Below are 25,951 nucleotides of genomic sequence, written 5' to 3' on the forward strand. Positions count from 1 at the left end.
ATACCAGTTAAAGGGATCCTGTTATGTATGAACAGATCCAACTCCGATTCAGAGCATAACCACACTTCTGAGCAAGATCACACGTCCGAGCTTGATCACACACCTGAGCATGACCACAAGTCCGAACATGATCACAAACTCGTGATCACCTCTTGGGATGGAAGGCCGGTGAACATGCATGTTCACCCCATGGCAGGAAAAACATCTTTTGACGTAGGGCATTACCACCAGTATGCAGGAACTACAGAACCAGCTCCCACCGGGATCCCCCACGTTCACCACTATAATATAGAAACCACTTTCAATGACCAGCATGTTCATTTGCTAAAAGGAACCACAGGTCCCGCCGTTCCTTTGCCAAGCGGCGGGCATTACCACTATTTTGAGGGGTACACTACCGTGAACGGCAGGATTCCGCACACCCACAGCTATCAAGGCAGAACAGGCAACGAAGTCTGACCATGTGAACTACTTCAGTGCGGTCCGCGATCATGGCTTCGAGGAAAACCAAACAAGCTGACGCCGGTTGAGCACCGATGCCAGCTTGCAACTTAGGTTTATTTCAATATCTACAAAATAGGGTCTTGACCACCTTATATCATTGAAGGGATAGCTTAATTAATATTCTACCCCATGAATCCATTGCAATTTTGAATACTCCTTCATGGGGATTCCTGTTGTATCGAACAAACTTTTATCATCAACATATTTATACTCATAAGTATCAACACCAAATGATCTTTTGGCCCCTCCTTCATATGCAGGGTCTACAGCGTATCTTTCCACTTTAACAGGCAGTCCGGTATCTTTGTCGATCTGAACATATTCATGAACTACCTGTGTGCTACCTTCCGGCTGTATATCATCTACCAACAAATTTTGACCATAAAGCTTTATTAGCTTCTTCCCATCCTTCGATTCAAGAAGCCCTTCATTTTTCCACCCTGTTTCGTCAAATATGGCTTTGATGTCAGCAAAGGAATCCCAAGTAAAGGAATCCTCAGCTTCCAGGCTTTCCTTTTCTGTAAGCATATAGTATTTTCCCCTAATCGCCTTTCCGTTGTTATCTCTTGCAACCTCTACCCATTTCGTTCCGTTTTCTAATAAATACGTACTTTTGGGATGGACTGTTCCATCATCTTCTTTAACAAGTCCATCAATTCTTTTGTCGTGAGTTACAGGATCCACCCACGTTTCCACAACAGCATTCACGCTGCCATCCTCAAGATACGACGTCGTCTTCGTATATTCAATACGATTTTGGGTTTCTTTGTTTGCAGACTGAACCACTGCAGCTTTTTTCTTTACAGGCTGAGTTGCTACACCAGGTGCTACACCAGATTCTTCTACCATCGCAAATGCTGCAGTCGAAGTAAGCGCCAGCGATCCAATGATTGTAGATGCGATCAATAATTTTTTCATTTTCAATGTTCTCCTTATTAATTCAATTTTTTTATCAGATACGGCCGTTCTGTACTATTACTTTACCTAGTGACTGCATCCAAGACTTATCAAAATCCCATCATTCTAGCATCATTTTTCGGTTTATTGAAAAGACCAGGAGATTGTAAAGCTTTTTTTGTCATTGGGAATGACAAATGAATATGCAACTGTTTTGTTGCCATCGGTGTAATCATGTACTAATGCCACTACCGGGCTGGATGTTCTATCACCAATGGGATAGTCCTTGTCTGATTCCGCTATCGTACTGTCCAAAGAAGGGAACGGCCTGTTATCATCGCTATAACCGCCTTCAGATACTTCCCCGGAATGATCTGATTGCTCAAGAGAAAGCCCTACATAGTCTTGCCAATGAAGGTATGCATTATCGTAATCTATGACCAGTGGCCCGGCTGCCGAATCAATATTCAGCTCGTAAATTTTATTTGTGTCCGCGTCCATCGTAAAAGAGATTCGATACTGGTTGGAATACATTGTCATTGTATAGTAATTAACAACCAAGTCAGGCCTTGACGTATCGAAGCTGGTAAATGAAGATCCCTCAAATCCGGTACTTACGTTGTCTTCCAGATCAGGAAGCAGTTTTTTTTCTCGCAGCGTCTGCAATTCGGCATAGCATACTGCGTTGAGTTTTTCTAGGTCGGCTTTTGATAATTGTGCGTTCTGAACGACAACAATGTCTTTGGAATTAACACGTTTATCATAGAGAAGGCGCAGTTTGTCTATCACACTATACTGTGTGGAATGGTTATTTTCTTGAACTTCAATTTTCTGTAAATGGATTTGTCCCAACAGTTGCTGATCACTGGCCTTGGAAAGCAGTAACGGAAATACTGCAGAAAATGCCATCAATAAAATGAGCAAAAGGAATATGGTCATGATTTTAAATGTTTTCATTTTCCATATACCTCCTTAAAACGGATATATACAGAAGTTCCGTGATCAGGAGCGCTTTCAAAATCCATGTCGGCATGGTGTATTTCGATAATCTGTGAACATATGGTCAACCCCAGGCCTGCGCCGCCCTCTGCTCTGGAACGCGATTGATCCACCCTATAAAATGCTTCTGTGATTCTGGATAGCTCTTCCGGCTCCATCCCTTTACCATTGTCCGTAATGATGATGTTATATCCCCCGTTTTCCATCTTACCCAGGAAACGGATGCACCCCTTAGTTTCTATGGATTTTCTTGCGTTATCCAGAAGATTGAGGCAGACCGTTTTCATTAAATCGGGCTCTATTAACAAATTTGCCTCATCTACCTCCATGACCAGTTCTATCCCTTCGCGCTTGAGTATAGGTGAAATTACGCTCTGCACGGATTCAAATAAATGAGACGCGGGAACCATTTTCATTTTGAATTGCTGTTTCTTCAATACGATCAGATCCATTAACTTAAGCGAAAGGGCTTCCAGCCTTCTTCCTTCCTGAAAAATGTGATTGGCGTACAGGATCATCTGCTCCTGTTCAACGTTTCTCGAACGAAGTATATCGGCGTAACCGATAATAGAGGTCATCGGTGTCTTTAACTCATGGGCAAAGCTTGCCATAAAATTTTCCTGGCGCCGTGCAGCATCTTCCAACTCCGCTACCATATGCTCCAGACTCCTGGACATATGGCTGAATGCCTTGGAAAGCAAACCGATTTCATCATTACTTTCCCGGAAAGTCGGAAGTTTGAAATCCCCTTCAGCAATGCTCGTGGTTGCCCTGGCAAGTGTTTTGATGGGTTTGGTCAGCCAGTAAGCAACAAATAATATCAGAACAAAGCTCAATCCAATCATGCCCAAAATCAAGCTATAAAAAATCTGGTATTGATTTTCCCTGCTTTTAAATACTGAGGTAATGTCCCGATAGGTTTCGAGGTAAAAGGTTTCTCCGTCAGACACAATAGTGCTGGCAACCCTGATGAAATACTGTCCGTCCAGCGGCACTACTTCATAACCTTGGGTACTGTTATCCAGCCTTTTGATCAATTCATTGTCAAATCCCGGAGCTCCGGTGGTATGGATGGTTTGATAATTACTGTTGCTGATTCGGAACGGGACGGTCCCGTTGGAAGTACTCACGGTAATGGTTTGTAAAGCGTTGACGGCACTTTGGTATGTTTTCGAAAGTTCTTTGTCCAAAGCTGCCCGCAGAATATCATTTTCTTTGAAAGAATAACCTACTTCCTGCTTTAAAGCAGATTGAAAGAGTGTCTTGATCATTATGGAACTGCCCAAGCTGAACATAAACAAAGTAATAATACTTGTACTGAAAAAAAACTTCCAAAAGAGCTTCATGCATTCACCACAAATCGATATCCAACTTTGTAGACCGCAATAATTTTATCTTCCCATCCTATCTTCTTTCGCAGTCTCTGAACGTGCAAGTCAACGGTTCGGCTGTCGCCCATATAATCATCGCCCCATATTTTTTCATAGATTTGTTCCCGGAAAAGGGCGATGTTTTTACTGCGAACAAAGAGTAACAGCAGCTCATACTCTTTCAATGTCAGTGTAATTATGTCCTCTCCCTTTTTAACAATACGGGAAAAGGTATCGATAGAGATATCATAAATTTCCAAATAGCGATCACTTTTTTTATTACGCCGTAAAACGCTTTCGACACGGGCCAGCAGCTCAATGATCTCAAAGGGTTTAGCCAGATAATCGTCTGCCCCCAGCTTGAGCCCTTTCACTCTCTCCTCCACGCCCGCTTTAGCAGTAATAAAAATAACAGGAATATCCCGTGGTTTGATATATTCAAGAGGCTCATATCCATTGATCATTGGCAGCATAATGTCAAGCAAAATCAAGTCGTAGCTATTTTGCTCAATCATTTCAGCAGCCTGTCCTCCATAATAGGCACAAACACAACGATATCCGGCTTCAGTAAGATTGATTTTAATTAAGTCGGATATGTTTTTTTCATCTTCAACAATAAGTATATTAATCATTCGTAGGTCACATATAATCCATCCAATGTCCCCTATTTAAAGGTGGCTGGATTCTTTTCCTTTCTCCGACTCCAACTTTGTTGGGTGTTTATGTTGTATCCATTGATTATACTTGAAAAATGTATCAAAATTGCATCATCAGCAATCGGGCCTGTCATCCAACTTTTGTAACTTCCTTATCGTTGACAAAACCAAAAGCTGAATATATAGTGTAGACAGCTACACAAATCCAAGGAGGAGCCTATGCCAAGTGTTTTCGACATGTACCCCTATAGCCTATACATTAAACTTATCGCGCAAAAGGTTCGGGAAATCATCGACCAGCTTCTGAAGGATCATAGTTTGAATGCCTCGCAAGCGATTCTTCTGTCGCATATTCATCAATCCATAGAAGAGAATATGGAGATCAACCGAAAGTTTCTTGAAAAAACAATGGCTTTAAGCGGTCCGTCTGTGACAAACTTATTGAACGGTCTGGAGAAGGCCGGATTTATCACACGCAGCAGTAACCCTGCCGACGGCCGTAACCTCCGTATTGAAGTAACGGCCAAAGCCAAACAGTTTCTTAATGAGAGGAGTGATGCCTTCTCGAAATCGGAAGAATTGATCACTGAAGGGATGTCAGATGCCGAAAAAGCCATGTTTGCCTCTTTGCTGACCCGTGCTTTTGAAAATGTTGAAAATCACCTGTCAAAGTGATGAATTTGCAGGTGTATGATTATTTTTTTAAACATATATATAGACGGCTACATATCTTACGAAATTATAATTTAGGAGGTTATCATGATGAAGTTATCCAGAATCGGACTCGGTTGAGATCGTATGTCAAATGCCAATGAAACAGTTAAAGCTGCGAGCATTGCCGCCATTCATGCCGCGTTAGAGAGTGGAGTTAATCATCTTAACACGGGGGATTTTTATGATGCGGGTCGAAGCGAGATGCTCATCGGCGAAGCCGTGAAAGGGCATAAAAGAGAGCAATATTTTATCTCGCTGAAGTTTGGGGCATTGGGTGCGCCTAACGGCTCCCTGTATGGACTGGATGTCTCCCCCCATCATATGAAGAATTATCTTACTTATTCGCTCAAACGGCTCAATCTGGACTATGTTGATCTGTATCAGCCGGCAAGAATCGATCTGGGGATCCCTGTTGAAGAAACGATCGGCGCCATTTCCGAGCTGGTTCAAGCAGGCTATGTCAAGCATATCGGAGTCACCCAGGTCGATGCGGAGACGTTGAGAAGAGCGCATGCCACGCATCCGATCCGCTTGGTTGAAGCCGAATACTCGCTTTTTAACCGGAGTATCGAAATAGATATTTTGCCCACTGCACGGGAATTGGGGATCGGCGTCGTCGCTTTTGGGGCGGTGGCTCATGGACTTCTTGCCGGTGATTGGACAGAGAAGCGAATCCAACAGAGCAAAGGAGGCTTCGTTCCGTTATTTTTTGAAGAAAACATAGAGAAAAATGTTGCTCTGGCAAAGAAACTGGGTGAGATCGCCGCCAAAAAACAAATGACGTTATCGCAACTGGCGTTTGCATGGATGTTATCCAAGAGGGAAGACATCATTCCGCTCATTGGAACAGTATCGCCGGCTCATCTTCAAGAAGCTTTGCAATCGCTCGATATTCGTCTGACTGAAGATGATATTAAAGAGATTGAAAATGCGATACCGGAACATGAGATCGCTGGTGCTTCTTTCCCCAATATGCAATTTAGAAACGGTAAGGTTGTTCTTGGATAAAGAGCCCACAAGAAGAACACTGTAAAACATAATGAGAAGATGTTGTTGTCGTGATTATCGTTACCGGAGCCAACGGGAAATTGGGTCGGACTATCCATCGCATCGTTGTGTCGGACGAAGAGTTTCGGGAGCGTTTGATGTCTCAAGATGTGCCGGAATCGAGTTAAATATGCGGTTGGGGATGTTTCAGGCAAGACGTCATGGCGATTTCGCGCAAATCGATCCTGCCTGGCTAATTTGATCGGTCGCCCCCCAATGAGTTTTAAAGAGGTCTTGATAGAGTCGATTTCTCAGCAACAAGTTTGATTGCGTTAGCGCATGCCAATAGGGCATCCAGTGAGGATGCCTTATTGCTGTCATGATCCATTGACAACCTGGATGTTATTGATAAAGCCATCTTCTGGTGTAAATATCGGGGTAAACTTTTTCGTTCTCACATCATATTCATATAATCCGCGTTTATTTTTCACAATCGCAATGGCATAGATTTTGTTACCGTCTCTGGAGTAATTAGCGTCGCCTCTTTGTAATCTTACCGCCTCCCATTGGCTCACATCAGTCGAACGATCAGCAAGATCATAATCAATCACAGTTGAGGGTATTTGCCCCTTATTGTATTCTTTATCAGAAAAAGCAATGACGTGACCCTCCTTATGCATCAGCATCCGAATCCAGTAGTTCTTGCTAAAAAGCTTTCTCTTCTCTTTAAAATCAAAGTCCGTTTCATACACAGTATGGGTTGGCATTTTAAAATTATTTTGCCCGGCTGGACCGTCCTGGTGTGCGAGACTATAATTTCTCTGTTTTAAGGAATACGCGGAGATATAGATTTTTTTATTGCTGTGATCTACCGTAATTGCTTCTATAATCGTATCATTATCTCCCCATAGTTCCATTTTTTTGGTTTTAAGATTGATCGCTCCTAACCTTACCACTTGCTCTCCTTTCACATTAGCCGCAAAAAACAATTGATCTCCTGATGGGATCACATAATTGACAGCAAACAAATTATCAGTAAGCTGAGTGCTTTTATTGCTGCTTAAATCTCTAACAAAGATTTGATCTCCATATTCCTGATCCGCACCCACCCTTTGCGTATAATAAACTAACTGATTTGTTTTATCATAATAGCCCAAAGGATATTGAGCTGTATAATCGAATTCAAAAATTTTCTCCAATTTTTTTGTAGAAGTATCGTAACTTAAAATCTGTGTCTTTATTTCTCCATTTTCATTGGTTGTTGCATATTCCGAGTAAGACATGGTAATGTAATCTGCTACAGGTTTTGTTATTTTCACCTCTGAATTAACATCAGGACTGTTATTTTGAATGTTTTTGTCTTCTGAAATGACTTCTTTAGACGAGCATGCGATTAGTAGTACAAATATCAGCAATAAAGATATCAAGGTTTTTAATTGTTTCTTCAAATCACTCTCTCCTTAATTTCTAGGTTCTGTAATCAAGTATGCCTATGGCAGAACGCCATAGGCATATTTGATACAACTTAAAATTGGTAATAGTATCTACCTGGGAAGGATAGAGTGTCACTATACGTATAACCGAAGTTTTGACTATTCCAGCCCCAGAAATAGTTATCTAATACTGCATCAGGAAGAGATCCAATATCATTTTTATATACGGTTTTCGAAATATTGGTATCTAGTGCTCTTGCTGTTATCGGAGTATTGTGTACGGGATTATCAATTTGTCGTTTAGTAGCAACGTCACCCGCACCAAGCGTTTTACCACTCGATCCTTTTGTTCCGGAGCCACCTACACCCGCCCGGAAAACAGTGAATCTACCTTCTCCCGTCACTGCACCTGCTGAGATAGTTACTTTTTGTCCTGAACCATATGTGTATGTACCTGCAGGTAAGCGTCCCGGATAAGGAACAGTAGTAGATGGAATGTCTGCTGCTATTGCTTGCTTCGATGCCATGCTTTCATCTACATAAACACGAACGATATGTCCGTCTGAACCGTACATCACTGCTATTCCCGGAGCTGGTTCAGGCAAATCCCACCCGAGGTCAACAACAGGTAAGTCCTTTACAGATTCCGCTACGGATTTAAAAAACTCATCCTCTGCAGCTCTTCCTTCAATATCTGGCACTTCTTCTTGCACTAAACTCTTCAAACCTTGTTGTTCGTCAGCATGTTCTTCGGCGCTTGTGTCGTATGTTACGATTGGTTCCAGATCTGCATCATAAGTAAGAGTTGTTCCAGGTTCAAAAGTGGTCGGTATTTGATGTTTGATCGAATCAAGGTCAAGCAATACATCTTGCGATAATTTGTCATCCGCTAGAGCATCCTCAGCAGCAGATGCCACTAAAGTGGACGACAAAAATAAAGCAGCAGAGAGACTTAGAGTTACCCATTTAAAAGTTGGCTTGGACGATTTCATGCTTTCTTGCCTCCTAATCAGTAGTAATTTTTAGCAGTTACGTTAGAGAAATAACGCTTTTTATTACTTCTGCAGTTACAATCTAAGGTGCAAGAAATTTTGATCCCTCCTTTCATTTATCCAACAATAGTCATTATATAGCAATAGAAATGATATTTTGTTACATTTTTTTCATAATCATGGATTTTTATGTGGTAGTTTTCTATTTTCTATGAATATTCGTCGTCATATAGCAGCATTTTTATCTTGCCAGAAGCCGGTAAAGTCCCATCTTTAACCTTCTTTTGTCATAAAGAAAAAAACTCCTACAAATAATCACCGTTAAATCCATGATCATCTGTAGGAGTCTATTTTCATGATGTGCTGCCAGAAAGTCAGATTATTATCTTTTTTCTTAATGCCATGTTTTCAAAAAGGGAATGCAGTCGAATGAATATACAGCATGCGAGATGTCATTATTTCTTTCAGGAGTACCTTTCAAGCAAGCCATTCCAAGGCGACCCTGCACAGAAACATGATTTCACGCAAAAGCTGTTTTTCATAAGGCCCATTCCCTAATTCCATTTATATACGTTATGATTTTATTCGCTTAGCCTTGCAGCTCGGACAGCCGGATGCCGCGATGCTCACGCGCCGACTGGTTAGCCGCTTCCATGAGCTTGGTCAGTTCAACGGCATAAGCCACATTCTCATCAGCCGTGGTATCTTGCTGAATATGACTAATCCATTGCTCAAACGCACTCTCCCGTGGTCCTGGAACCGGAAGTTCTACCCAAGCATCCTTATATTCTTCTTTCCGCGAAGTGCGGATCAACAGCTTTTCATCCGGCGTTCCGTAGAGAATCGAACCTTCCGTCCCATGAATTTCGACACTGAATGGGGAGAAGTTGTTCACGAACCCCGCTTCAACAATTCCGATTGCACCCGATGACGTCGACAGCGTTGCAACGGCGTTATCCTCTACTTCTTTTCCCGTAACATAGCCAAACTCCGCCTTCACTTCCTCCACATCCTGCTGCAGGAACAGCCTTGTCAAATACATCGGATGGCAGCCCAGATCAATCAAAGCACCGCCCAGGCAATCTTCCAGCTTGTAGAAAGAGGATGGCAGCCAGCCCGCTGTCGCCCCGTTATGGGATAAGCGGACTCTCACCTGAGTGACCTGGCCGAGCAGCTCCTGATCCAGAATGTCGCGAATCGCCAGTGTGTAGCCGTCGTTCAACCTTGGCAGCGACACGGTCAACTTCACCTTGTTACGGTCCACGGCATCCAATATTTCGTTCACTTCATGCAGCGTCGGCGCCAGCACCTTTTCGGTAAAAATATGCTTGCCTGCGGCAGCCGCCTTCAACATCACATCGCGGTGCATATAGGTTGGAGCATCCACAATGACCGCATCGATGTCATCCTGCGCGAGCATTTCATCCAAAGAAGCATAAAACGCCACACCTTGCCGATCTGCAGCTTCTTTACCCCGCTCCTGATTTTCATCCCAAACCGCTACGATTTCGGCATCAGAATGCGCCCCCGCCTGCTTGGTATAATCCCATGCATGAACATGCCAATAGCTAATTTTTCCGATTTTGATCATTTCCCGCCACCTCTTCAATCCTATTCAAAATAGACCGTTTTCCCCGTTCGCGCCGACTCGTAGATCGCTTCCAACACTTCCGTTACAACAAGCGCCTGTTCCGGTTTCACCATCGGTTCGGTACCGGATAGGATACTCTCGATCCAAAGTCTGCACTCGCGGGCAGCTTGGCTTTCCGATTTCCCGTCAAAATATGCGACTCCGCCCGTATTCAGTTCAGGCAGTTTCGTATACAGTTGGCCGAGCTCTTCCCCGTTGATCCGCAACCCGTCGCGCATATCAGCACCAGCCTCGGTTCCGCACAACGTAGATCTGGCCTCGCCTACGTCCAGCGTGTTCAGCGCCCAACTGGATTCCAGCACAACGGTTGCGCCGTTTTCCATCGTAATGAAACCAAATGCCGAATCTTCGACGGTAAACTTCTCCGGATCCCATGGACCGAATGCATTCGCAGCGTCTTTTTTGCCGCCGAGTTTATGGTACACATTCCCGACAACGCTTTTCACCTTATAGTTGTCCATCAGCCACAAGGTCAAATCAAGCGCATGGGTGCCGATGTCGATCAGCGGGCCACCCCCCTGTTCCTCTTCGTTCAAGAATACGCCCCAAGTCGGTACGGCACGTCTGCGGATCGCATGGGCTTTGGCAAAATAAATATCGCCCAAATCGCCGCGTTCTGCTATTTTTTTCAGCAGCAGCGAATCCGGCCGGTAGCGGTTGTCATAGCCGATGGTGAGCTTTTTGCCTGTGCGTTTCGCGGTTTCCAGCATCGCTCTGGCTTCTTTGGCCGTTTTAGCCATAGGTTTTTCGCACATGACGTGTTTCCCAGCTTCCAAGGCATCGATCGTAATAAAGGAGTGGGATTTGTTAGGTGTGCACACATGAATCAAATCGATGCTCTCATCTTTAAGCAATTCTTTATAATCCGTATATATGGCGATATCCTCCCGGCCGATTTTGCGGGCTGATTCGATTGCGCGCTCCTCGATAATATCGCAGAATGCCACCAATTCGACGTTTTTCTGGGCACTCAGACTTGGTATATGTTTGCCGTTAGCGATTCCGCCGCAGCCGATAATGCCGACACGTAATATTTTCTGTTCCTGTATAGTCATTGGCTTGGTCATCTCCTTGATTTTCATTGTTCTTCTGTGAAGGTGCTTCGATAGACATTTTGTTTATAATATTTGTCGAAGAAAGGTAAGACTGGTTTCGATCGATTCCAGCTGGGGAATCTCGTATTCCTCCTGCTCCACCGTGTACCATTCCACACCACTGCGTTTGCCGGCCGCCGTAATTGCCTTGAAGTCCAAGATGCCGGAGCCGATCTCCGTATTCCGCTTATTCTGCTCGCTTTTCATATCCTTGATATGCAAAATACGGCAGCGGTCTTTGAACGATTCAATCCAATCCGCGGCGCTAAAGCCCGCATACTCAGCCCAATATGTATCCAGCTCCAGGAACATATGCTCAGGCCGTGTGTTGCTTGCAAGCAGTTCGAGGCCTGTCAGGCCGTCATGCTTTTGGAATTCGAAGCCGTGGTTGTGGTAGCCGAAGCGAAGGCCCTGCTCTTTGCAGCGTTCACCGATCCGATCGAAGATTTCAGCTGCCCGCTTGTAACTGTCAGCGTTTTCACGGAATTCTTCGGGAAGCCCCGGACAAATAATGTAAGGACTGCCGATGACAAGCGAATACTCGATCATTTCCTCCAACCGCTTCACAAGGTCAGGCATGCCGATATGGCTGCCCGCTGCCCGCAGTCCGTATTCATCCAATGCCGTCTTCAGCTGTGCAGCCGATGTACCAAAATACCCGGCGAACTCAACGCCGTTATACCCTATTTCCGCCACCTTTTTCAGCGTGCCCAAAAAATCCTCGCTCGTAAATTCTTTGATCGAATAGAGCTGCAGCGCTACATTCTCCATTGAAATACCTCCTCCTTCCATTAATAAGTAAGGTAAGGATATCAAAATCGACTCAGAAGTAATACAATGAAGCTATTCGAAAGTATAAAATATTTGTCATGGTTAATCGAGGTGCTGAAATGATGACCGAGCCGTATTTTGAATCCAACCGGTCCCAATCCGGGTCGATCCACTATCCTTATGAAAGCATGATCCACTTCGGTAAAGAGCCGCGCTGCCTTGTGGAACCCCACTGGCATCTGTATATTGAAATCTTATATTTTCTTTCCGGCAAGGCCAAGGTTTATTTGGGAGGCAAATGCCATGTCCTTGGGCAAGGCGATCTGATTCTGATTCATTCCCATGAAACGCATTCGATTTATTCCTTGGATGACAAGGTCTCTTATATCGTCGTTAAATTTGATCCCGAGATTCTGTATTCGACTTCCCGGACCATTCTGGAATCAAAATATATTCTGCCGTTTACCCTAGCCGAATCCAGTAGTCAGCGAGTTTTTACCGAGCCAGAAATTAACGATACGCCAATTCCCGGCATGATCTGGGAGATTTACAATGAATTCAGCGCCAAAAGCTTTGGCTTCGAGCTTGCCGTGCGTACCCTCATCTGCCGCGTTTTTTTATGGTTCCTGCGCCAGACCCATCACCAGCATTGGAACTGGGAGGTGGCGCATTCGCTGAATGACAGCGACTACCAGATGCTGCAGAAAGTGTTCGAATATATCGACTATAACTATATGAACGATATTAATGCCCAAACCGCCGCCCGCCTGTGCAATATGAGCTACAGCTATTTTTCCAGAAGATTCAAGGCAATCATGGGCAAAACATTCACCAATTATTTGAGCTACATCCGGATTACCGAGGCGGAGAAACTTCTCCTCACAACAGATAAAAGCATGACCGATATCGCGCTGGAAGTCGGTTTTTCTAGCTCCAGCTATTTCATCCAGCAGTTCAGAAAACACAAAGATATTTCTCCCTACCATTTCCGTAAAAAAGGAAAAGCCTGACACGTGTGGTGACCACATTCAGTCAAAAAACTCCTACAAATAATCACCTTTGAATCCATGATCATCTGTAGGAGTTTATTTTCATTTATCTATACTCAGTTTTTATCCATCCATTGAAAATGGAACGTTCCTTCGCGGTCTGTCCGCTGGAAGGTATGGGCTCCGAAGTAATCCCGTTGTGCCTGCAGCAGGTTGGCTGGCAGACGCTCGGAACGGTAGCTGTCATAATAAGCCAGCGCGGATGCGAAAGCAGGAACCGGAATGCCTCTCGTTACGGCAATCGCTACAACTTTTCTCCATGCTTCCTGATAGCTTTCAATTACTCCGCCGAAGTAATCGTCCAGGAACAGGTTTTTCAGCTCAGGGTTGCGGTCGTACGCATCCTTGATGTTTTGCAGGAATCTGGCGCGGATAATGCAGCCGCCGCGGAAGATCATCGCAATTTTGCCATAGTCAAGATTCCAGTTATATTCTTCGGAAGCGGCTCTCATTTGTGCAAAGCCTTGGGCATAAGAAGCGATCTTGCTCGCATACAGCGCTTTACGGACTGCCTCGATAAGTTCTTTGGCATCGCCGTCATAGGCTGCTGTCGCAGGGCCGTTCAGCTTTTTGCTTGCCGCCACACGCTCTTCCTTCATGGCCGAGATGAAGCGGGAGAATACGGATTCCGTAATAATGGAGAGCGGTACGCCCAGATCGAGGGAGCTTTGGCTGGTCCATTTGCCTGTACCTTTTTGGCCTGCGGAATCGAGGATCACATCGACCATCGGTTTACCTGTTTCAGGGTCTGTCTTGGAGAAAATGTCAGCCGTAATTTCGATCAGGTAGCTGTCCAGCTCACCTTTGTTCCATTCGGAGAAAATCTCATGCAGTTCGCTGGTGCTTACATTCAACACATCCTTCAGGATGTGGTACGCTTCGCCGATCAGCTGCATATCGCCGTACTCGATGCCGTTATGCACCATTTTCACATAGTGACCGGCGCCGTCCGGTCCGATATAGGTCGAGCAGGCATCCCCGTTCACTTTGGCGGAAATGGCTGTCAGGATAGGCTCTACCAGCTCATATGCTTCCTTCTGGCCGCCAGGCATAATTGCAGGACCTTTCAATGCGCCCTCTTCACCACCGGACACGCCCGCCCCGATAAAGCGGATACCTTTGTCCGACAATTCTTTATTTCTTCTTTGGGTATCAGGGAAAAAGGCATTGCCGCCGTCAATCAGAATATCCCCTTGCTCCAGATGAGGCACCAGCTGATTGATCGTGTCATCCGTTGGCTGGCCAGCTTTAACCATGATTAATATTCTGCGGGGTACTTCAAGGGATTGAACGAATTCTTCGATGCTGTATGTACCCACAAAGTTTTTCCCTGGGCTTTCTTCCAGGAGCTCCTTCGTTTTTTCAGCAGAACGGTTATATAAAGAGACGGAGAATCCCTTGCTTTCGATATTCAGGGCCAGGTTTTTACCCATGACCGCAAGGCCAACGACACCAATTTGTTGTTTGCTCATAGTTCTATCCTCTTTTCTTAATTAATCTATATTAAAGACGATGTGTCTGGCGGCCTTTCTGTTTAAGCACGGCCGCCGCACCGCCTGAATTTCGGATGTGATAAATGATGCTTACTGAACTGCTTTTTTCCAGTCAGCCGCAAATTTCTCCAGGCCTTGATCTGTCAACGGATGCTTGGAGATTTGTTCGATAACGGAGAACGGAACAGTTGCGATATGCGCACCGGCCATAGCTACACGAGTAACGTGATCCGGATGTCTTACGGAAGCCGCGATGATTTGCGCATCCAGGTTATGGATACGGAACAGCTCAGCAACTTTGACGATCAGCTGCACACCGTCTTCCGAAATGTCGTCCAGACGGCCCAGGAATGGAGAAACATAGGTAGCACCTGCACGAGCAGCCAGCAGAGCCTGGTTAGGCGTGAAAATCAGTGTTACGTTCGTTTTTACGCCTTTTTTCGTCAGGTAGCGGCAAGCCTCAAGGCCGGCAAGCGTCATAGGCAGCTTGATCGTGATATTTTTATCGTTGTTGTTGATTTTGATCAGCTCTTCAGCCTGGGCAATCATTTCTTCAGCAGTTACCGCGTCTGGAGTCACCTCTGCAGAGACCGATTCTACCTCAGGTACAGCTTGCAAAATTTCTTCAATCCGTTTTTCGAAGGATACGCCTTCTTTAACCACAAGGGAAGGGTTCGTTGTTACACCGGACAGAACGCCGATTTTGTATGCTTTCTTAATGTCTTCCAGGTTTGCAGTGTCCACAAAAAATTTCATCGTAAATTACCTCCAATAAGTATGTGTTTAATATATATGAATTAAGGGGTTACCAGGGAATATTCAGTGCTTTTGATGTTCTCTTCATCCTTGGCGTCAAACCACCAGTGATGACCGTCCCTTGCGAGCAATTTATCCGCCTCGGCGGGTCCGTAGCTGCCTGCGGCATAAGGATACAGCGGAACGAGATTTTCCGCGAAGGCTTCCAGGATCGGCTGTACCCACTGCCAGGACAATTCAACTTCGTCCCAATGGGCAAAATACGTTGCATCGCCATTGATCGCGTCAAATATCAGGTTTTCATAAGCCTCCGGCAGATCAGCACGGCTCGAATGCAGTTCGATGTTCGCAGGCTTGATCTCCCCTTTATGTTGAGGATCGTTCATATTCAACTGCAGCGTGATGCTTTCATCCGGACTCATCTCAATGACGAGCAGATTTGGCCGCAGGGAGCTGTCCTTGGCTGAACCCAGTTGCGCTAACGGATCTTTAAACTCGATGACAATCCGTGTGGATTTCTCTTTCATTCTTTTGCCTGTGCGAATGTAGAAAGGAACGCCCTTCCAGAAATAATCATCGATCTGCAATTTCGCCGCGATAAACGTATCGTTCATGGAATCCGGAGCAATTCCTGGCTCGGAGGTATAACCGGCTACCGGCACACCCTTGATGCTTCCTTCCCGGTACTGGCCGCGGATGATGTTCAGGCTGACATCCTGCTTGCGAATCGGCTCCAGAGCTTTCACGACCTGTTTCTTCTTCTCGCGCATCTGATCGATGGTGCTGTCATGCGGAAGCTGGATCGCCGTCATCATGAGCAGCTGCAGCATATGGTTTTGGAACATGTCGCGCAGCGCGCCCACATGATCGTAATAACCCGCTCTTTCTTCAACACCCACCGTTTCATTGGCGGTAATCTGGACGTTGGAGATATAGCGGTTTTTCAGCAGAGCCTGTAGGACAGGGTTCGTCGCCCGCAGCGTTTCAAGCCCCTGCACCATCGGTTTGCCGAGATAGTGGTCAATACGATACACTTCGTCTTCCGAGAATGATTTACTCAGGTTCTCCTGAAGCTCGCGGGCCGACTTGAGATCATGGCCAAACGGCTTTTCAATGACAAGGCGTTTCCAGCCTTGGGTTGAACCAAGTCCGCTGGCCTGAATGTTGGCTGCGATCGGTTCGAAAAACTCAGGTCCTACAGACAGATAAAAGAGACGATTTTGCGGAATGCTCAATTCCTGCTCCCGCTTCTCCACCAGCTGCAGCAGCTTTTCGTAATCTTCTTTGCGGCCGATATCCAGCACGCTGAAGCGGAACGCCTGTACAAATTGCTTGATTTTGGCTCCGTCCGCCCCCTCCCGTCTGGAGAATTCGCGCAGTGACTGCTCGACATTCGCCTGGAAGGTTTCATCAGACCATTCTCTCCGTCCAAGTCCAATCAGGGAAAAGGACTCCGGCAGCTTCTGATCGATAAACAGATTATATAAAGCGGGATATATTTTTCTTTTGGCAAGATCGCCTGTTGCTCCAAACAAAATAAAGGTTGTTGGCTCCATCTTCCTTACTCCTTTCCAATGAGCTGCTTATCTCCCGCATGGCCAAGGTGACTGTGCTGCTTTTTATTGACGGTTGTTTTTGGCAAGCTCTGGTTTGTTCTTTCTGGTTCTACTATAATACTTTTAGAAGCCATATAAGTAATTGATAAATTTAAGAGGAGATATAGATCACATTTATGAGTATAAATTATGAGCTTTACAAGGTTTTTTATTGGGCGGCCAAAACAGGCAGCTTGTCCCAGGCAGCCAAGGCATTGTACCTCACCCAGCCCAGCGTCAGTCATGCGATCAAGCAGCTGGAGGACAGCTTCGGCATCACGCTGTTTCACAGAAATGCCAAAGGTGTGATTCTTACGCAGGAGGGTGCTGTTCTATATTCCTATATCGAACAATCGCAAATTTTAATCACATTGGCCGAAGAAAGAATGGCTGCGCTGAAAAATCTGGCAAGCGGCGAACTGCGGGTCGGAGGCAGTGAATCGCTGTTCAAGCATTATTTGCTTCCATTCATAGAGAAATTCCATGAACAGTTCCCGGATGTCAGATTGCAGCTCAACCACGGAACGACTCCGGAAATTATCTCTTTTCTTAAAGAAGGCAGAATTGATCTGGGCGTTGTACGCATGCCGATTGTGGATCCTCAGTTGGATGTCAAAGAGAGCTTCCAGCTCAGGGAGTGCTTTGTGGCAGGGGAGCGGTATGCCGAGCTGAAGCACGAGATTTTGCCATTGGAAAAGCTGCAGCAGTACCCGATCATATTATTCTCACGCAACAGCCGGGTGCGGGTGGGTATTACGGAGCTGTTCGAAAGCTACGGCTACCATCTGAAGCCGGATATCGAGGTAGGAAGCGTGGATCTGCTCATCGAGTTTGCGCGGCGAGGCCTTGGAATATCCTACGTGACCAGGGAGTTTGTGACAAAGGAGCTTGAGGAGGGCTCTCTGTTCGAAATCCAGTTGGGCGTACAGCTGCCCCCTTCGCGCGTTGGCATCATGACCATGCAGAATTTGCCGTTATCCAGTGCGGCCAACAAATTTATTGAACTTCTGCTGGAAAAAAATTTATGTGATTAATGCCAAAATAATAATTAACGCTAAAAGACCGCTTGCCTTGGTTCAGGTTAAGCGGTCTGTCTTTCTGTATCGTTCATGTTCATGAGGACACCGATTTACTGGTGGCAGTATTCGGGAGGACACTATTGCCTTCCACCAGTGTTGCGGGAAGGAAATCCTGCCGGTTAATGAACTCGCCCTCCATCATATCCAGCAGCCTTTGGATCGCAAGCTCGCCGAGCGCCTTCTCGTCCTGGAGAATGCGGGAGAAATTCCAGCTCTGCAGACTGGGCTCCGGCCCGTCAAAGCATAAAATGGACAGATCCTCCGGCACGCTCAGACCAAGCTGCTCAGCGGCTCTCTTGGCCAAAACCGCGATGTTATACTCCATGGCAAATAAAGCGGTGATGTGCGGATTGCGCACCAGATGCTTTTGGATTTGCTCGATATCCTGATCCATCGTTGCCCCGGAGGAGGGCTGTGTGCTCTCAATCGCGGTAAGCCACAGCTGCCTGTCTACGACGGCGTTTCTCTCCGCATAGGCCTGCACGATCCCGTCCAAGCGGTCTTCCACCGTCGTAATTCCGATCGGGCGCGGCGATACAATGCCGATATGCACGTGACCCAGGCCAAATAAGTATTCCACTCCCATTTTGGCGGCGGCTGTATTATCGGTGGACACAGAAGTCGCGGCGACCCCCTTGAAGCATCTGTCGATCAGGACAAACGGAAAGCGGTTGACCACCATTTTCAAAATTTCCGAGCCGTAATGCTCCGCTTCCGCCGGATAAATAAGAAGCCCGTCAACGCCGAATTCCAGCAGCTCTTTGATCATTTTTTCCTCTTTGGCAGGCTGCCCAAGGGAACGCTTCAAAATCACAAAGCATTTGCCGTCAGAGGCTTCCTCAATACTTGAAATGAGCTTGGTTCCGTAGGTATCGTCGAATGCGGTCACGATCAGACCAAACAGCGGTTTGCGCTCGTTGTCCTCTACGATCCGCTTCCCACTCTGATCTCCTGACACGAATGTGCCTTTGCCCCGCTGCCGGTATACGGTACCGTCCTCAACCAATTTCTCCAACGCTTTTTTGCTCGTAATCCGGCTGACGCGAAAGTCTTCAGACAGCTCCTTCTCCGACGGGACACGGTCGCCTGCCTTGTATTTTCCGGACACAATGTCCTGCTTCAATGCTTGATATACTTGTTCATATAAAGCTTTCATCCCAGCCTCCACCTCATAACCTTCTCTATCTATCGGAATCGGGCACATCCCTCTCTACTTAAGAGGTAGTTCAAAAAGTCATCTTTTGATCACGAAGGAGGTCAGGAAGCGGACTCGACATCGAATCTTGAATTCAGCCGGGCCTTCCGGGGCTCACGTACCCCAAGTACGCTCCGCTCCTCAGTCCCTGGCTTCATTCAACCTTCTTGGTGCTGAAAACCTGACTTTTTGAACACTCACTTAAAGAACCCTTCAAGTATAATTACCTCTCTATTATACCGGAAGGGCTGTTGGCTCGTTTATTTTTTTAGCTGTACGAGAAAGGTTTTGATTTCATAGGGCTTGATGTCAAAGGAGAAAGGCCCTTGCTCGGGACCACCGTCTGCGGCTCTCTCCAGCAGATCGCATTCCTGCCAGGAGACAACGTTCAGCCCGCTGCTGATCTCCACCCGTCCTCTGGCCCCTGCAAATTCATGCAGCCGGATGACGATACGCTCGCCCTCTTCCGCTTTTTTCACGGCATCGATCATGACGTGATCGCAGTTCAGCGAGAACATGGACAGACTGCCGCTCCGCCCCTCAATTCCGGAAAGCGGGTTATTGAGATCCCATGCTTCACGGACCGTCCCACCCTCATACCAGCCGGATGCATGTGGAAGCAGTGCATACGTAAATACGTGTTCACCCTGATCCGCCAGCACATCCGGGTAAGTTGCCGATTTCAGCAAAGTCAGGCGCATGACATTATCCTTGATATCATGGCCGTATTTGCAATCATTCAGCAAGCTGACACCATAACCGGTTTCCGACAGATCCGCCCATTGATGGCCCACCGTTTCAAAGCGCGCGTAGTCCCAGCTCGTATTCCAGTGAGTCGGCCGCTTGACGTTGCCATACTGAATGTCATAGGTCGCTTCTGTTGCCCGCACGTCCACGGTGAAGGCCGCTTTCAGCAACTGATCCTGCTCATGCCAATCGATATGTGTTTCAAAATCAATGCGCGGGCTGGCTGCATACAGAACCATATTCTGTGTGATCACGGACCGGTTATACGACCAGATGAACTGAATGACGGTGCGGACCGGCCCGTTCTCGATGACTTTGCACCCGGTCAATTCGGTAATTTCCTTCATCTTCTCCTGGTAATAAATATCGATATCCCAGGCATCATACTGCATCGGTTTATCCTCGAATAGCTGCAGCACATTGCCTCTCGCCCCCGCAGCCAGCACGTCCCGCCCGTTTTTCACATCAAAAATGCGGGTCAATTGGCCGTTCTCATTCCATGTAACTTCATAATAAGGAGTTGTAACAGAGTTGTTCGTGATCCGGAATACGGAATCATTCTGCTCCTCTCCACCTTGTTCGCAGGTAATGACTGTGGCTCCCATTGACGGGATCTGCTCCAGCTGCACGAGCCAGCTTCCATCGCCGGTCTGCTGGGACTGCAAGAGGGCACCGTTCTCGTTTTTCCAGATCAGCTCCTCGCTGGCCTGCCCCTCAATCTGAACGATACCTCTGCGGCTCCAGGAGGCGGAATTGAAGACGGTAAATGATTGCGGATCATCTCCATTTATGAGCCCTTTGACCGCTTCCGACAACGCCCCGCTTGCAAGACGTTCGGCCTCTTCATATTCGACCTTGCTGTCCTCGTACACCTCCCGGATCGATGAACCTGGAATAATGTCATGGAATTGGTTACGCAGCACGATTTTCCAGCTTTCCTCAAGCTTCTGTGCCGGATAGGCTGACCAGTCACCAGACATGACGCTTTGCAATACGCTTCTCCATTCTGCTTCACGCAGCAGCAGCTCCATTTTCCGATTCATGCGCTTGTTGTATGCCTGGCTCGTGTAGGTGCCGCGATGGTACTCCAGGTACAGTTCTCCATCCCAGGTATGAACATACTGGTCCGTATGCTCGACCGTTTCATGCAGACGGGCAAAAAATTCGTCCGCTCTTCCCGTCTTCACCGCCGGCAGGCCAGGCATCCGATCCAGCCGTCTGCGCATTTCCAGCATCTCGCGGTTGACACCGCCTCCCCCGTCCCCATAACCGTAGGAGAGCAGCAGCTCCTGGTTCACTGCCTTGTCGCGGTACACCTCCCAGCTTCCCTTCACAGTACGTGGTGTAATGCGCCCGTTGTAGGTGTAGAACCAATACTCGTCTTCAGGTGTCGTAATAAAATGGGTGAGAATTTCCGTGCCGTCAATGCCGCGCCATTTAAACGTATCATGCGGCATTTTGTTGAACTGGCTCCAGCTGATTTTGGTCGTCATAAATGTGCGGATTCCCGATTTGACCAAAATCTGCGGCAAGGCCCAGCTATATCCGAATACATCAGGGAGCCATAAATATTCGCATTGCCTGCCGTACTGTTCCCGGAAAAACTTTGTTCCATAGAGCAGCTGCCGTACCAATGATTCACCGGAAGTGAGGTTGCAGTCCGCCTCCAGCCACATGCCCCCGTCCGTCTCCCAGCGCCCTTCCTGTACCCGCTTTCCGATCTGTTCGTAAAGGTCCGGGTAATCCTTCCGGATATAGTCGTACAATTGCGGCTGAGTCTGCAAAAAGATATATTCCGGAAAGAGCTCCATCAGCCGCAGCACGGTCGAGAAGGAACGGGCCGCTTTTTCCCTGGTGTGCTTCAGCCGCCACAGCCATGCTACATCGATGTGCGTGTGACCGATGCAGGTTACCGTTACCGGGTAATGCTTCGGAATATTCTCAATCCCTTCATTCAAGCTTGCACCCGCACGGTATATGCTATCGTAGAACGAATCCGAGCCCGGGGCGGACCAGTCAATCAACAGAAAAGCCTGATCCAGGGCTTTTAACAGCGTTTGTCTTTCCGGCTGCGTCTCCGGCAAATAATTGACGGTATCGAGAGCCGCTTTTGCTGTGAAATACAGATCATCCGTCCTCGTATCCAGACAAGCGATAAACGCCGTTTTAATCTGGTGCTCCTGCACCGTCGGCTTGCCGCCGCCCTCCAGTCCGGACCACAGCCTGAAGCACAGGTTCAGGCTGCTCCCGGCCAGCTCGTCGCTGATGAACACCTCCTGATGATTCATATCCACGCCCTGATAGGGCTCTCCGTTGAGATAAAGCAGGGATTCAAAACCGGAATTGCCGCCCCCGCCCGTTTTGCCGAAGTCGAACACACCGACGATTTTTTCACTTTTCCAATCTGCCGGAATCTCTGCATCCGCCTTGATCCATATATATTTGTCCCGCCCTTCCCAGCGGTCTCCTGTATTCATAACAGACCATTGCCCCTCTTGAGGAGGACGCTGGCCTACCGCCCCTTCCCCGTCCAGTTGAGCCTGGAAGGAGGCAATGGGCAGGATATTGCGGTAACGCCATGTGCTCAATTCACGTATACGGCGTTCAAGCTTTTCAGTCGTCCAAAACATACGTGCAGCTCCCTTCAACGTTGAATCTTTATCCTTTGGATGCTCCGCCGAGGCTGAATCCTTTTGACATATAGCGCTGCGAGAAGATATACAGTACAACGGCCGGCATTGTATAGATCAGTGAAAAAGCCGCAAGCTTGCCGTATTCCACCATGCCGTAGCTGCCGAAGAACTGATAGATGCTGACGGAAGCAGGGAAATTTTCCGGTGTCTGGATCAGAATGTAAGGAACGAAGAAGTTGCCCCAGCTTCCTGAGAATGTAAAAATAGCAACGGTGCAGATACCCGGTACCATAAGCGGGGCCACGATTCTCCGCAGCCCTGTCCACACCGCGGCGCCATCCACCCAAGCGGATTCCTCCAGCTCAATCGGTACGGCATCCATGAAATTTTTCATCATCCATATCCCGTAAGGCAGACCGGATGCGGTCAGAAACAGCATCGTGCCCAGTATGGAATCATCCAGCTTCAAGTAAATAAACAGCTGATAAACGGGTACCATCACCGCCGTAATCGGCAGCGAGGTCATGAAGAGAATGGTGTACATAAAAGGTTTTTTGTACTTCAGACTGTATCGTGACAGCGGGTATGCAGCCAGCCCTGCGATCACAACGACCAGTACGGCTTGCCCGAAGGACAGCAGCAGACCGATGATAAAAGAGCGAATATTCGCAGGGTCCGTAAGGATCGACGTAAAATTTTGCAGCGTTAAGGAGTCCGGAATTTTCAAAGCCTGCTGCGCATTGGGATCAACCGAAGCCAAAATCACCCACAGCAGCGGCAGCAGAAACATCACCCCTATAAGCGTCAGAATGATATAGGGGACGGTTTTTTCAGCTTTAAAACGATTCATCGTGAATTCACCCGCCTTTCCCTATACTTTGACGTTCATGGACCGCATGTACACCAGGCTCGCCAGGATGCCGATCAACAGCAGGATCAGGGAAATCGCTGTACCGTAACCAAGCTGATAATTGACAAAAGCCTGATTATACATGAAAATCGGCAGCGTTTGCGTGGCCGTACCCGGTCCGCCGCCTGTCATGGCATAGATCAGGGTAAATACGCCCAGCGTCTGCAGCGTCACCAGAATCATGTTCGTGACAATGGAGCCCTTGACCGTCGGGATAACGACCCGCGTAAGCACCTGGAACCGGCTCGCTCCGTCAATGACAGCCGCTTCCTCAATCGTTTTGGGCACATCATCCAGCGCAGCCTGGAATACCATCATGGAAAAAGCGGTGCCGTGCCATATATTGGCCACGATCACGCTGACCATCGGGAAGGTGTACAGCCAGGTTACCGGCTGCAGTCCGGCATATCCAAGGATGGCATTCAGGGTACCGTTATCGCTAAGAAAAGCTACCCAACAAAAGGCCACTACGATTTCCGGAGTAACCCAGCCCGCGATGACAATAATGCCGATCAAACGCCGGAACGTCGGATTTCTCTCCTTCATGAGCAGGGCCAACATAAACCCTAAAATCTGCTGCCCCAACACAGCGGATGCCAGCAAAAACAGAATCGTATTCACCATGCTGATCCGAAAATTCGGATCCTGGAACATCGCCGCAAAGTTCTGGAAGCCGACAAACTCTATGTTTTGCGCGGCAGTGCCTGTCAGGGACAGGTTCGTAAATGCAAAATAGAACGTCAACAGGATCGGTCCGGCAAAAAAGACAAGCAGCAGCAGCCATGCGGGAAATAAGAACAGAACCGACCTGAGCGCCGTGTAATCCCGTTTGGCAGCGCGGTCCGTCCGTACCGTCCCGGAAGCCGGATTTGCAGCCACAGTAACACTCCTCTCTTGTTCATCTGCTGGTTAGCGTGTAGTCACAAGATCCTCGCCTACAATTTTCGTGACATTCGCCTGATACTGCTCGGCTGCCTGTTCAGGTGTCAATCTTCCCGTGACGACATCTTCAACCAGTGTCTGAATCTGGGTTGATACGGAAGGGTATTTATCAACAGCCGGGCGGAAATGGGTGTTCTTCAGGAAAGCGGAAGCTTCCTTGAACATAGGGATCGCCTGATACTTCGGATCCTCGGATACATCACTGCGTGGAGACAGATTGTTCTCTTTTAGCAAGAGGGACAGATTATGCTCCTTGTTGGATGCCAGCTTTACAAATTCCCAGGCCAGTTCTTTATTGTCCGAATTTTTCGGAATGGACCAGGCCCAGCCGCCGGACATGGACACAGAGCCTGGGGCCTGCCCTTTTTCCGTCGGCATTGCTGCAAAACCTATAACATCCTTGGACTCCGGCCATGGAGCAGAGCCGCCCTCTCCCCAGGTGCCGATCTGCCAAACGCCGTCAAGGCCGATCGCCAGCTTGCCCTTCGGCATGAGCTGCTGGTAAGCAACCGCACCCGCCTGACCGTTCAATACCTGGGACAGATTCGGCCCGAGCTTTTGCTTGTAGACCTGGTCGATAAATTTGAATGTATTTGTCAGCCCTTCGCTCTTGACAATCCATTTCTTGGACTCCGTGTCATACAGCGGGTCTCCTGTTCCGTACAGCAGCATTTCAAATGTCTGCATGGAGGTGGCTTCCCCGGTCGCTTTGCCTGAGTTCATCCAGAGCGGAACGACATCCGCAGGCAGCTTCTCCTTGATCGTTTTGGCGGCAGTCAAAATGTCGTCCCACGTCTTGGGCTCCCATGGCACCGGAAGGCCGGCCTGCTGGAACAGTTCCTTGTTATACCACAGCCCGCGGGCATCGGTATTATATGGAACTCCATATACTTTGCCGTCCTGGGCGATGACCCCGTTTTTGACATTCTCGGTAAACTGTCCCCACTCGCTCCAGCCTTTCACCTTGTCATCCAGCGGTTCCAGATAACCTGCGCTGGCATCCGAGTTGACCATGAACGTATCCTCTGTCACCACATCGGGTGCCGTATTGGCGGATTTCAGCATCAGAGCAACCTTGGCAAAATAATCGCCTTCCGACACATTCAGCGGAGACAGCTTTACTTCTGCATCCGGATGCGCTTTTTTGAATTCCGGAATGACCTCCTGCTCCAGCCACTGTGTTAATGCCTGATTGGCTCCTCCGCCGGAGCGGAACGTAATGCTGATCACATTTTTATCACTTTCCCCGCCGCCAGCATTCGTACCCGAGCCTCCACTGGAACAAGCCGTGCTTAACAATAAGCCCCCCGTTACCAAACAAATCGTCGCCAATCTCTTGTATCTGCTCAATCCCATCAGAATCTCCCCGTTTCCGCAATGGTATAGGTAACAGCCTGCCTTACGAAGTAAACGCTTACAATTCTGTAGAAAAAAATTTATTTCCTGCCAAGGCAATACGTTAGTGATCAAGGACCTTTGAATAG

22 protein-coding genes are annotated in these 25,951 nt (G+C 47.6%); 5 read left to right on the plus strand and 17 right to left on the minus strand.

Annotation, left to right across the window (positions count from 1 at the left end):
- The first annotated feature begins 27 nt into the window (after positions 1-27).
- Positions 28-459, plus strand: coding sequence for a YmaF family protein (locus ACE5KN_RS10910; protein ID WP_375533079.1), 432 nt, complete (start codon positions 28-30; stop codon positions 457-459).
- 159 nt (positions 460-618) lie between these two features.
- Here ACE5KN_RS10910 and ACE5KN_RS10915 read toward each other — a convergent pair whose 3' ends face one another.
- The 4 genes from ACE5KN_RS10915 to ACE5KN_RS10930 form a co-directional block, all read right to left on the minus strand.
- Positions 619-1,422 carry a hypothetical protein gene (locus ACE5KN_RS10915; protein ID WP_375526426.1) on the minus strand — a complete coding sequence of 268 codons (804 nt, stop codon included), beginning with the start codon at positions 1,420-1,422 and terminating at the stop codon, positions 619-621.
- 123 nt (positions 1,423-1,545) lie between these two features.
- Positions 1,546-2,358 (minus strand): hypothetical protein, encoded by an 813-nt coding sequence (locus ACE5KN_RS10920; RefSeq protein WP_375526427.1) that lies wholly within the window; start codon positions 2,356-2,358, stop codon positions 1,546-1,548.
- Positions 2,355-3,671, minus strand: a complete 1,317-nt coding sequence (locus ACE5KN_RS10925; protein ID WP_375526428.1) for a sensor histidine kinase — start codon at positions 3,669-3,671, stop codon at positions 2,355-2,357. Before ACE5KN_RS10925 ends, ACE5KN_RS10920 begins: the two co-directional genes overlap by 4 nt.
- Positions 3,672-3,742: 71 nt before the next feature.
- Positions 3,743-4,402 (minus strand): response regulator transcription factor, encoded by a 660-nt coding sequence (locus tag ACE5KN_RS10930; protein ID WP_375526429.1) that lies wholly within the window; start codon positions 4,400-4,402, stop codon positions 3,743-3,745.
- A 243-nt stretch (positions 4,403-4,645) separates the two neighbouring features.
- Here ACE5KN_RS10930 and ACE5KN_RS10935 point away from each other — a divergent pair, with 243 nt between their 5' ends.
- A complete protein-coding gene (locus ACE5KN_RS10935; protein WP_375526430.1) occupies positions 4,646-5,101 on the plus strand; it encodes a MarR family winged helix-turn-helix transcriptional regulator in 456 nt (151 codons plus the stop codon).
- Between the two features lie 123 nt (positions 5,102-5,224).
- The gene (locus ACE5KN_RS10940; protein WP_375526431.1) at positions 5,225-6,148 is read left to right on the plus strand and encodes an aldo/keto reductase; all 924 of its coding nucleotides are present in this window, start codon (positions 5,225-5,227) and stop codon (positions 6,146-6,148) included.
- Between the two features lie 356 nt (positions 6,149-6,504).
- On the opposite strand, the gene ACE5KN_RS10945 is transcribed toward ACE5KN_RS10940, so the two are convergent.
- The 5 genes from ACE5KN_RS10945 to ACE5KN_RS10965 all read right to left on the minus strand — a co-directional run bounded on the left by ACE5KN_RS10945 (position 6,505) and on the right by ACE5KN_RS10965 (position 12,068).
- Positions 6,505-7,575 (minus strand): hypothetical protein, encoded by a 1,071-nt coding sequence (locus ACE5KN_RS10945; protein WP_375526432.1) that lies wholly within the window; start codon positions 7,573-7,575, stop codon positions 6,505-6,507.
- A gap of 77 nt (positions 7,576-7,652) precedes the next feature.
- The gene (locus ACE5KN_RS10950; protein ID WP_375526433.1) at positions 7,653-8,552 is read right to left on the minus strand and encodes a hypothetical protein; all 900 of its coding nucleotides are present in this window, start codon (positions 8,550-8,552) and stop codon (positions 7,653-7,655) included.
- Positions 8,553-9,141: 589 nt separating this feature from the next.
- On the minus strand, positions 9,142-10,143 hold the full coding sequence (locus ACE5KN_RS10955; RefSeq protein ID WP_375526434.1) for a Gfo/Idh/MocA family protein: 1,002 nt from the start codon (positions 10,141-10,143) through the stop codon (positions 9,142-9,144).
- Between the two features lie 20 nt (positions 10,144-10,163).
- On the minus strand, positions 10,164-11,258 hold the full coding sequence (locus tag ACE5KN_RS10960; RefSeq protein ID WP_375526435.1) for a Gfo/Idh/MocA family protein: 1,095 nt from the start codon (positions 11,256-11,258) through the stop codon (positions 10,164-10,166).
- A 63-nt stretch (positions 11,259-11,321) separates the two neighbouring features.
- Positions 11,322-12,068: a sugar phosphate isomerase/epimerase family protein gene (locus tag ACE5KN_RS10965; RefSeq protein ID WP_375526436.1), complete on the minus strand. Its 747-nt coding sequence runs from the start codon at positions 12,066-12,068 to the stop codon at positions 11,322-11,324.
- 98 nt (positions 12,069-12,166) lie between these two features.
- Between ACE5KN_RS10965 and ACE5KN_RS10970 the strand changes: the two genes are divergently transcribed.
- A complete protein-coding gene (locus tag ACE5KN_RS10970; protein ID WP_375526437.1) occupies positions 12,167-13,078 on the plus strand; it encodes a helix-turn-helix transcriptional regulator in 912 nt (303 codons plus the stop codon).
- A 95-nt stretch (positions 13,079-13,173) separates the two neighbouring features.
- Here the strand turns inward: ACE5KN_RS10970 and gnd are convergent, their stop codons facing one another.
- The 3 genes from gnd to zwf all read right to left on the minus strand — a co-directional run bounded on the left by gnd (position 13,174) and on the right by zwf (position 16,922).
- Positions 13,174-14,589, minus strand: coding sequence for an NADP-dependent phosphogluconate dehydrogenase (gnd, locus tag ACE5KN_RS10975; RefSeq protein WP_375526438.1), 1,416 nt, complete (start codon positions 14,587-14,589; stop codon positions 13,174-13,176).
- Between the two features lie 111 nt (positions 14,590-14,700).
- Positions 14,701-15,366, minus strand: coding sequence for a fructose-6-phosphate aldolase (gene fsa / locus ACE5KN_RS10980; protein WP_375526439.1), 666 nt, complete (start codon positions 15,364-15,366; stop codon positions 14,701-14,703).
- 41 nt (positions 15,367-15,407) lie between these two features.
- On the minus strand, positions 15,408-16,922 hold the full coding sequence (zwf, locus tag ACE5KN_RS10985) for a glucose-6-phosphate dehydrogenase (RefSeq protein ID WP_375526440.1): 1,515 nt from the start codon (positions 16,920-16,922) through the stop codon (positions 15,408-15,410).
- 176 nt (positions 16,923-17,098) lie between these two features.
- Here zwf and ACE5KN_RS10990 point away from each other — a divergent pair, with 176 nt between their 5' ends.
- A complete protein-coding gene (locus ACE5KN_RS10990; RefSeq protein ID WP_375526441.1) occupies positions 17,099-17,995 on the plus strand; it encodes a LysR family transcriptional regulator in 897 nt (298 codons plus the stop codon).
- A gap of 79 nt (positions 17,996-18,074) precedes the next feature.
- Here ACE5KN_RS10990 and ACE5KN_RS10995 read toward each other — a convergent pair whose 3' ends face one another.
- The 5 genes from ACE5KN_RS10995 to ACE5KN_RS11015 all read right to left on the minus strand — a co-directional run bounded on the left by ACE5KN_RS10995 (position 18,075) and on the right by ACE5KN_RS11015 (position 25,823).
- Complete coding sequence (locus ACE5KN_RS10995; protein WP_375526442.1) at positions 18,075-19,196, minus strand: GntR family transcriptional regulator; 1,122 nt, start codon at positions 19,194-19,196, stop codon at positions 18,075-18,077.
- Between the two features lie 299 nt (positions 19,197-19,495).
- On the minus strand, positions 19,496-22,612 hold the full coding sequence (locus ACE5KN_RS11000) for an alpha-mannosidase (RefSeq protein ID WP_375526443.1): 3,117 nt from the start codon (positions 22,610-22,612) through the stop codon (positions 19,496-19,498).
- Positions 22,613-22,640: 28 nt separating this feature from the next.
- The gene (locus tag ACE5KN_RS11005; RefSeq protein WP_375526444.1) at positions 22,641-23,465 is read right to left on the minus strand and encodes a carbohydrate ABC transporter permease; all 825 of its coding nucleotides are present in this window, start codon (positions 23,463-23,465) and stop codon (positions 22,641-22,643) included.
- A gap of 21 nt (positions 23,466-23,486) precedes the next feature.
- Positions 23,487-24,326 (minus strand): carbohydrate ABC transporter permease, encoded by an 840-nt coding sequence (locus tag ACE5KN_RS11010; protein ID WP_375526469.1) that lies wholly within the window; start codon positions 24,324-24,326, stop codon positions 23,487-23,489.
- Positions 24,327-24,434: 108 nt separating this feature from the next.
- Complete coding sequence (locus ACE5KN_RS11015; RefSeq protein WP_375526445.1) at positions 24,435-25,823, minus strand: ABC transporter substrate-binding protein; 1,389 nt, start codon at positions 25,821-25,823, stop codon at positions 24,435-24,437.
- Between the last annotated feature and the right edge of the window lie 128 nt (positions 25,824-25,951).

This window comes from Paenibacillus terreus (assembly GCF_042138595.1).
Lineage (GTDB): Bacteria > Bacillota > Bacilli > Paenibacillales > Paenibacillaceae > Paenibacillus > Paenibacillus terreus.

What these genes read in the sequence shown, in the direction of transcription:
- ACE5KN_RS10910 (WP_375533079.1), top strand. Translation starts at nt 28, where the DNA reads ATGAACAGATCCAACTCCGATTCAGAGCATAACCACACTTCTGAGCAA.
- ACE5KN_RS10915 (WP_375526426.1), bottom strand. Translation starts at nt 1,422, where the DNA reads ATGAAAAAATTATTGATCGCATCTACAATCATTGGATCGCTGGCGCTT.
- ACE5KN_RS10920 (WP_375526427.1), bottom strand. Translation starts at nt 2,358, where the DNA reads ATGAAAACATTTAAAATCATGACCATATTCCTTTTGCTCATTTTATTG.
- ACE5KN_RS10925 (WP_375526428.1), bottom strand. Translation starts at nt 3,671, where the DNA reads ATGATCAAGACACTCTTTCAATCTGCTTTAAAGCAGGAAGTAGGTTAT.
- ACE5KN_RS10930 (WP_375526429.1), bottom strand. Translation starts at nt 4,402, where the DNA reads ATGATTAATATACTTATTGTTGAAGATGAAAAAAACATATCCGACTTA.
- ACE5KN_RS10935 (WP_375526430.1), top strand. Translation starts at nt 4,646, where the DNA reads ATGCCAAGTGTTTTCGACATGTACCCCTATAGCCTATACATTAAACTT.
- ACE5KN_RS10940 (WP_375526431.1), top strand. Translation starts at nt 5,225, where the DNA reads ATGTCAAATGCCAATGAAACAGTTAAAGCTGCGAGCATTGCCGCCATT.
- ACE5KN_RS10950 (WP_375526433.1), bottom strand. Translation starts at nt 8,552, where the DNA reads ATGAAATCGTCCAAGCCAACTTTTAAATGGGTAACTCTAAGTCTCTCT.
- ACE5KN_RS10955 (WP_375526434.1), bottom strand. Translation starts at nt 10,143, where the DNA reads ATGATCAAAATCGGAAAAATTAGCTATTGGCATGTTCATGCATGGGAT.
- ACE5KN_RS10960 (WP_375526435.1), bottom strand. Translation starts at nt 11,258, where the DNA reads ATGACTATACAGGAACAGAAAATATTACGTGTCGGCATTATCGGCTGC.
- ACE5KN_RS10965 (WP_375526436.1), bottom strand. Translation starts at nt 12,068, where the DNA reads ATGGAGAATGTAGCGCTGCAGCTCTATTCGATCAAAGAATTTACGAGC.
- ACE5KN_RS10970 (WP_375526437.1), top strand. Translation starts at nt 12,167, where the DNA reads ATGGTTAATCGAGGTGCTGAAATGATGACCGAGCCGTATTTTGAATCC.
- gnd (WP_375526438.1), bottom strand. Translation starts at nt 14,589, where the DNA reads ATGAGCAAACAACAAATTGGTGTCGTTGGCCTTGCGGTCATGGGTAAA.
- fsa (WP_375526439.1), bottom strand. Translation starts at nt 15,366, where the DNA reads ATGAAATTTTTTGTGGACACTGCAAACCTGGAAGACATTAAGAAAGCA.
- zwf (WP_375526440.1), bottom strand. Translation starts at nt 16,922, where the DNA reads ATGGAGCCAACAACCTTTATTTTGTTTGGAGCAACAGGCGATCTTGCC.
- ACE5KN_RS10990 (WP_375526441.1), top strand. Translation starts at nt 17,099, where the DNA reads ATGAGTATAAATTATGAGCTTTACAAGGTTTTTTATTGGGCGGCCAAA.
- ACE5KN_RS10995 (WP_375526442.1), bottom strand. Translation starts at nt 19,196, where the DNA reads ATGAAAGCTTTATATGAACAAGTATATCAAGCATTGAAGCAGGACATT.
- ACE5KN_RS11000 (WP_375526443.1), bottom strand. Translation starts at nt 22,612, where the DNA reads ATGTTTTGGACGACTGAAAAGCTTGAACGCCGTATACGTGAATTGAGC.
- ACE5KN_RS11005 (WP_375526444.1), bottom strand. Translation starts at nt 23,465, where the DNA reads ATGAATCGTTTTAAAGCTGAAAAAACCGTCCCCTATATCATTCTGACG.
- ACE5KN_RS11015 (WP_375526445.1), bottom strand. Translation starts at nt 25,823, where the DNA reads ATGGGATTGAGCAGATACAAGAGATTGGCGACGATTTGTTTGGTAACG.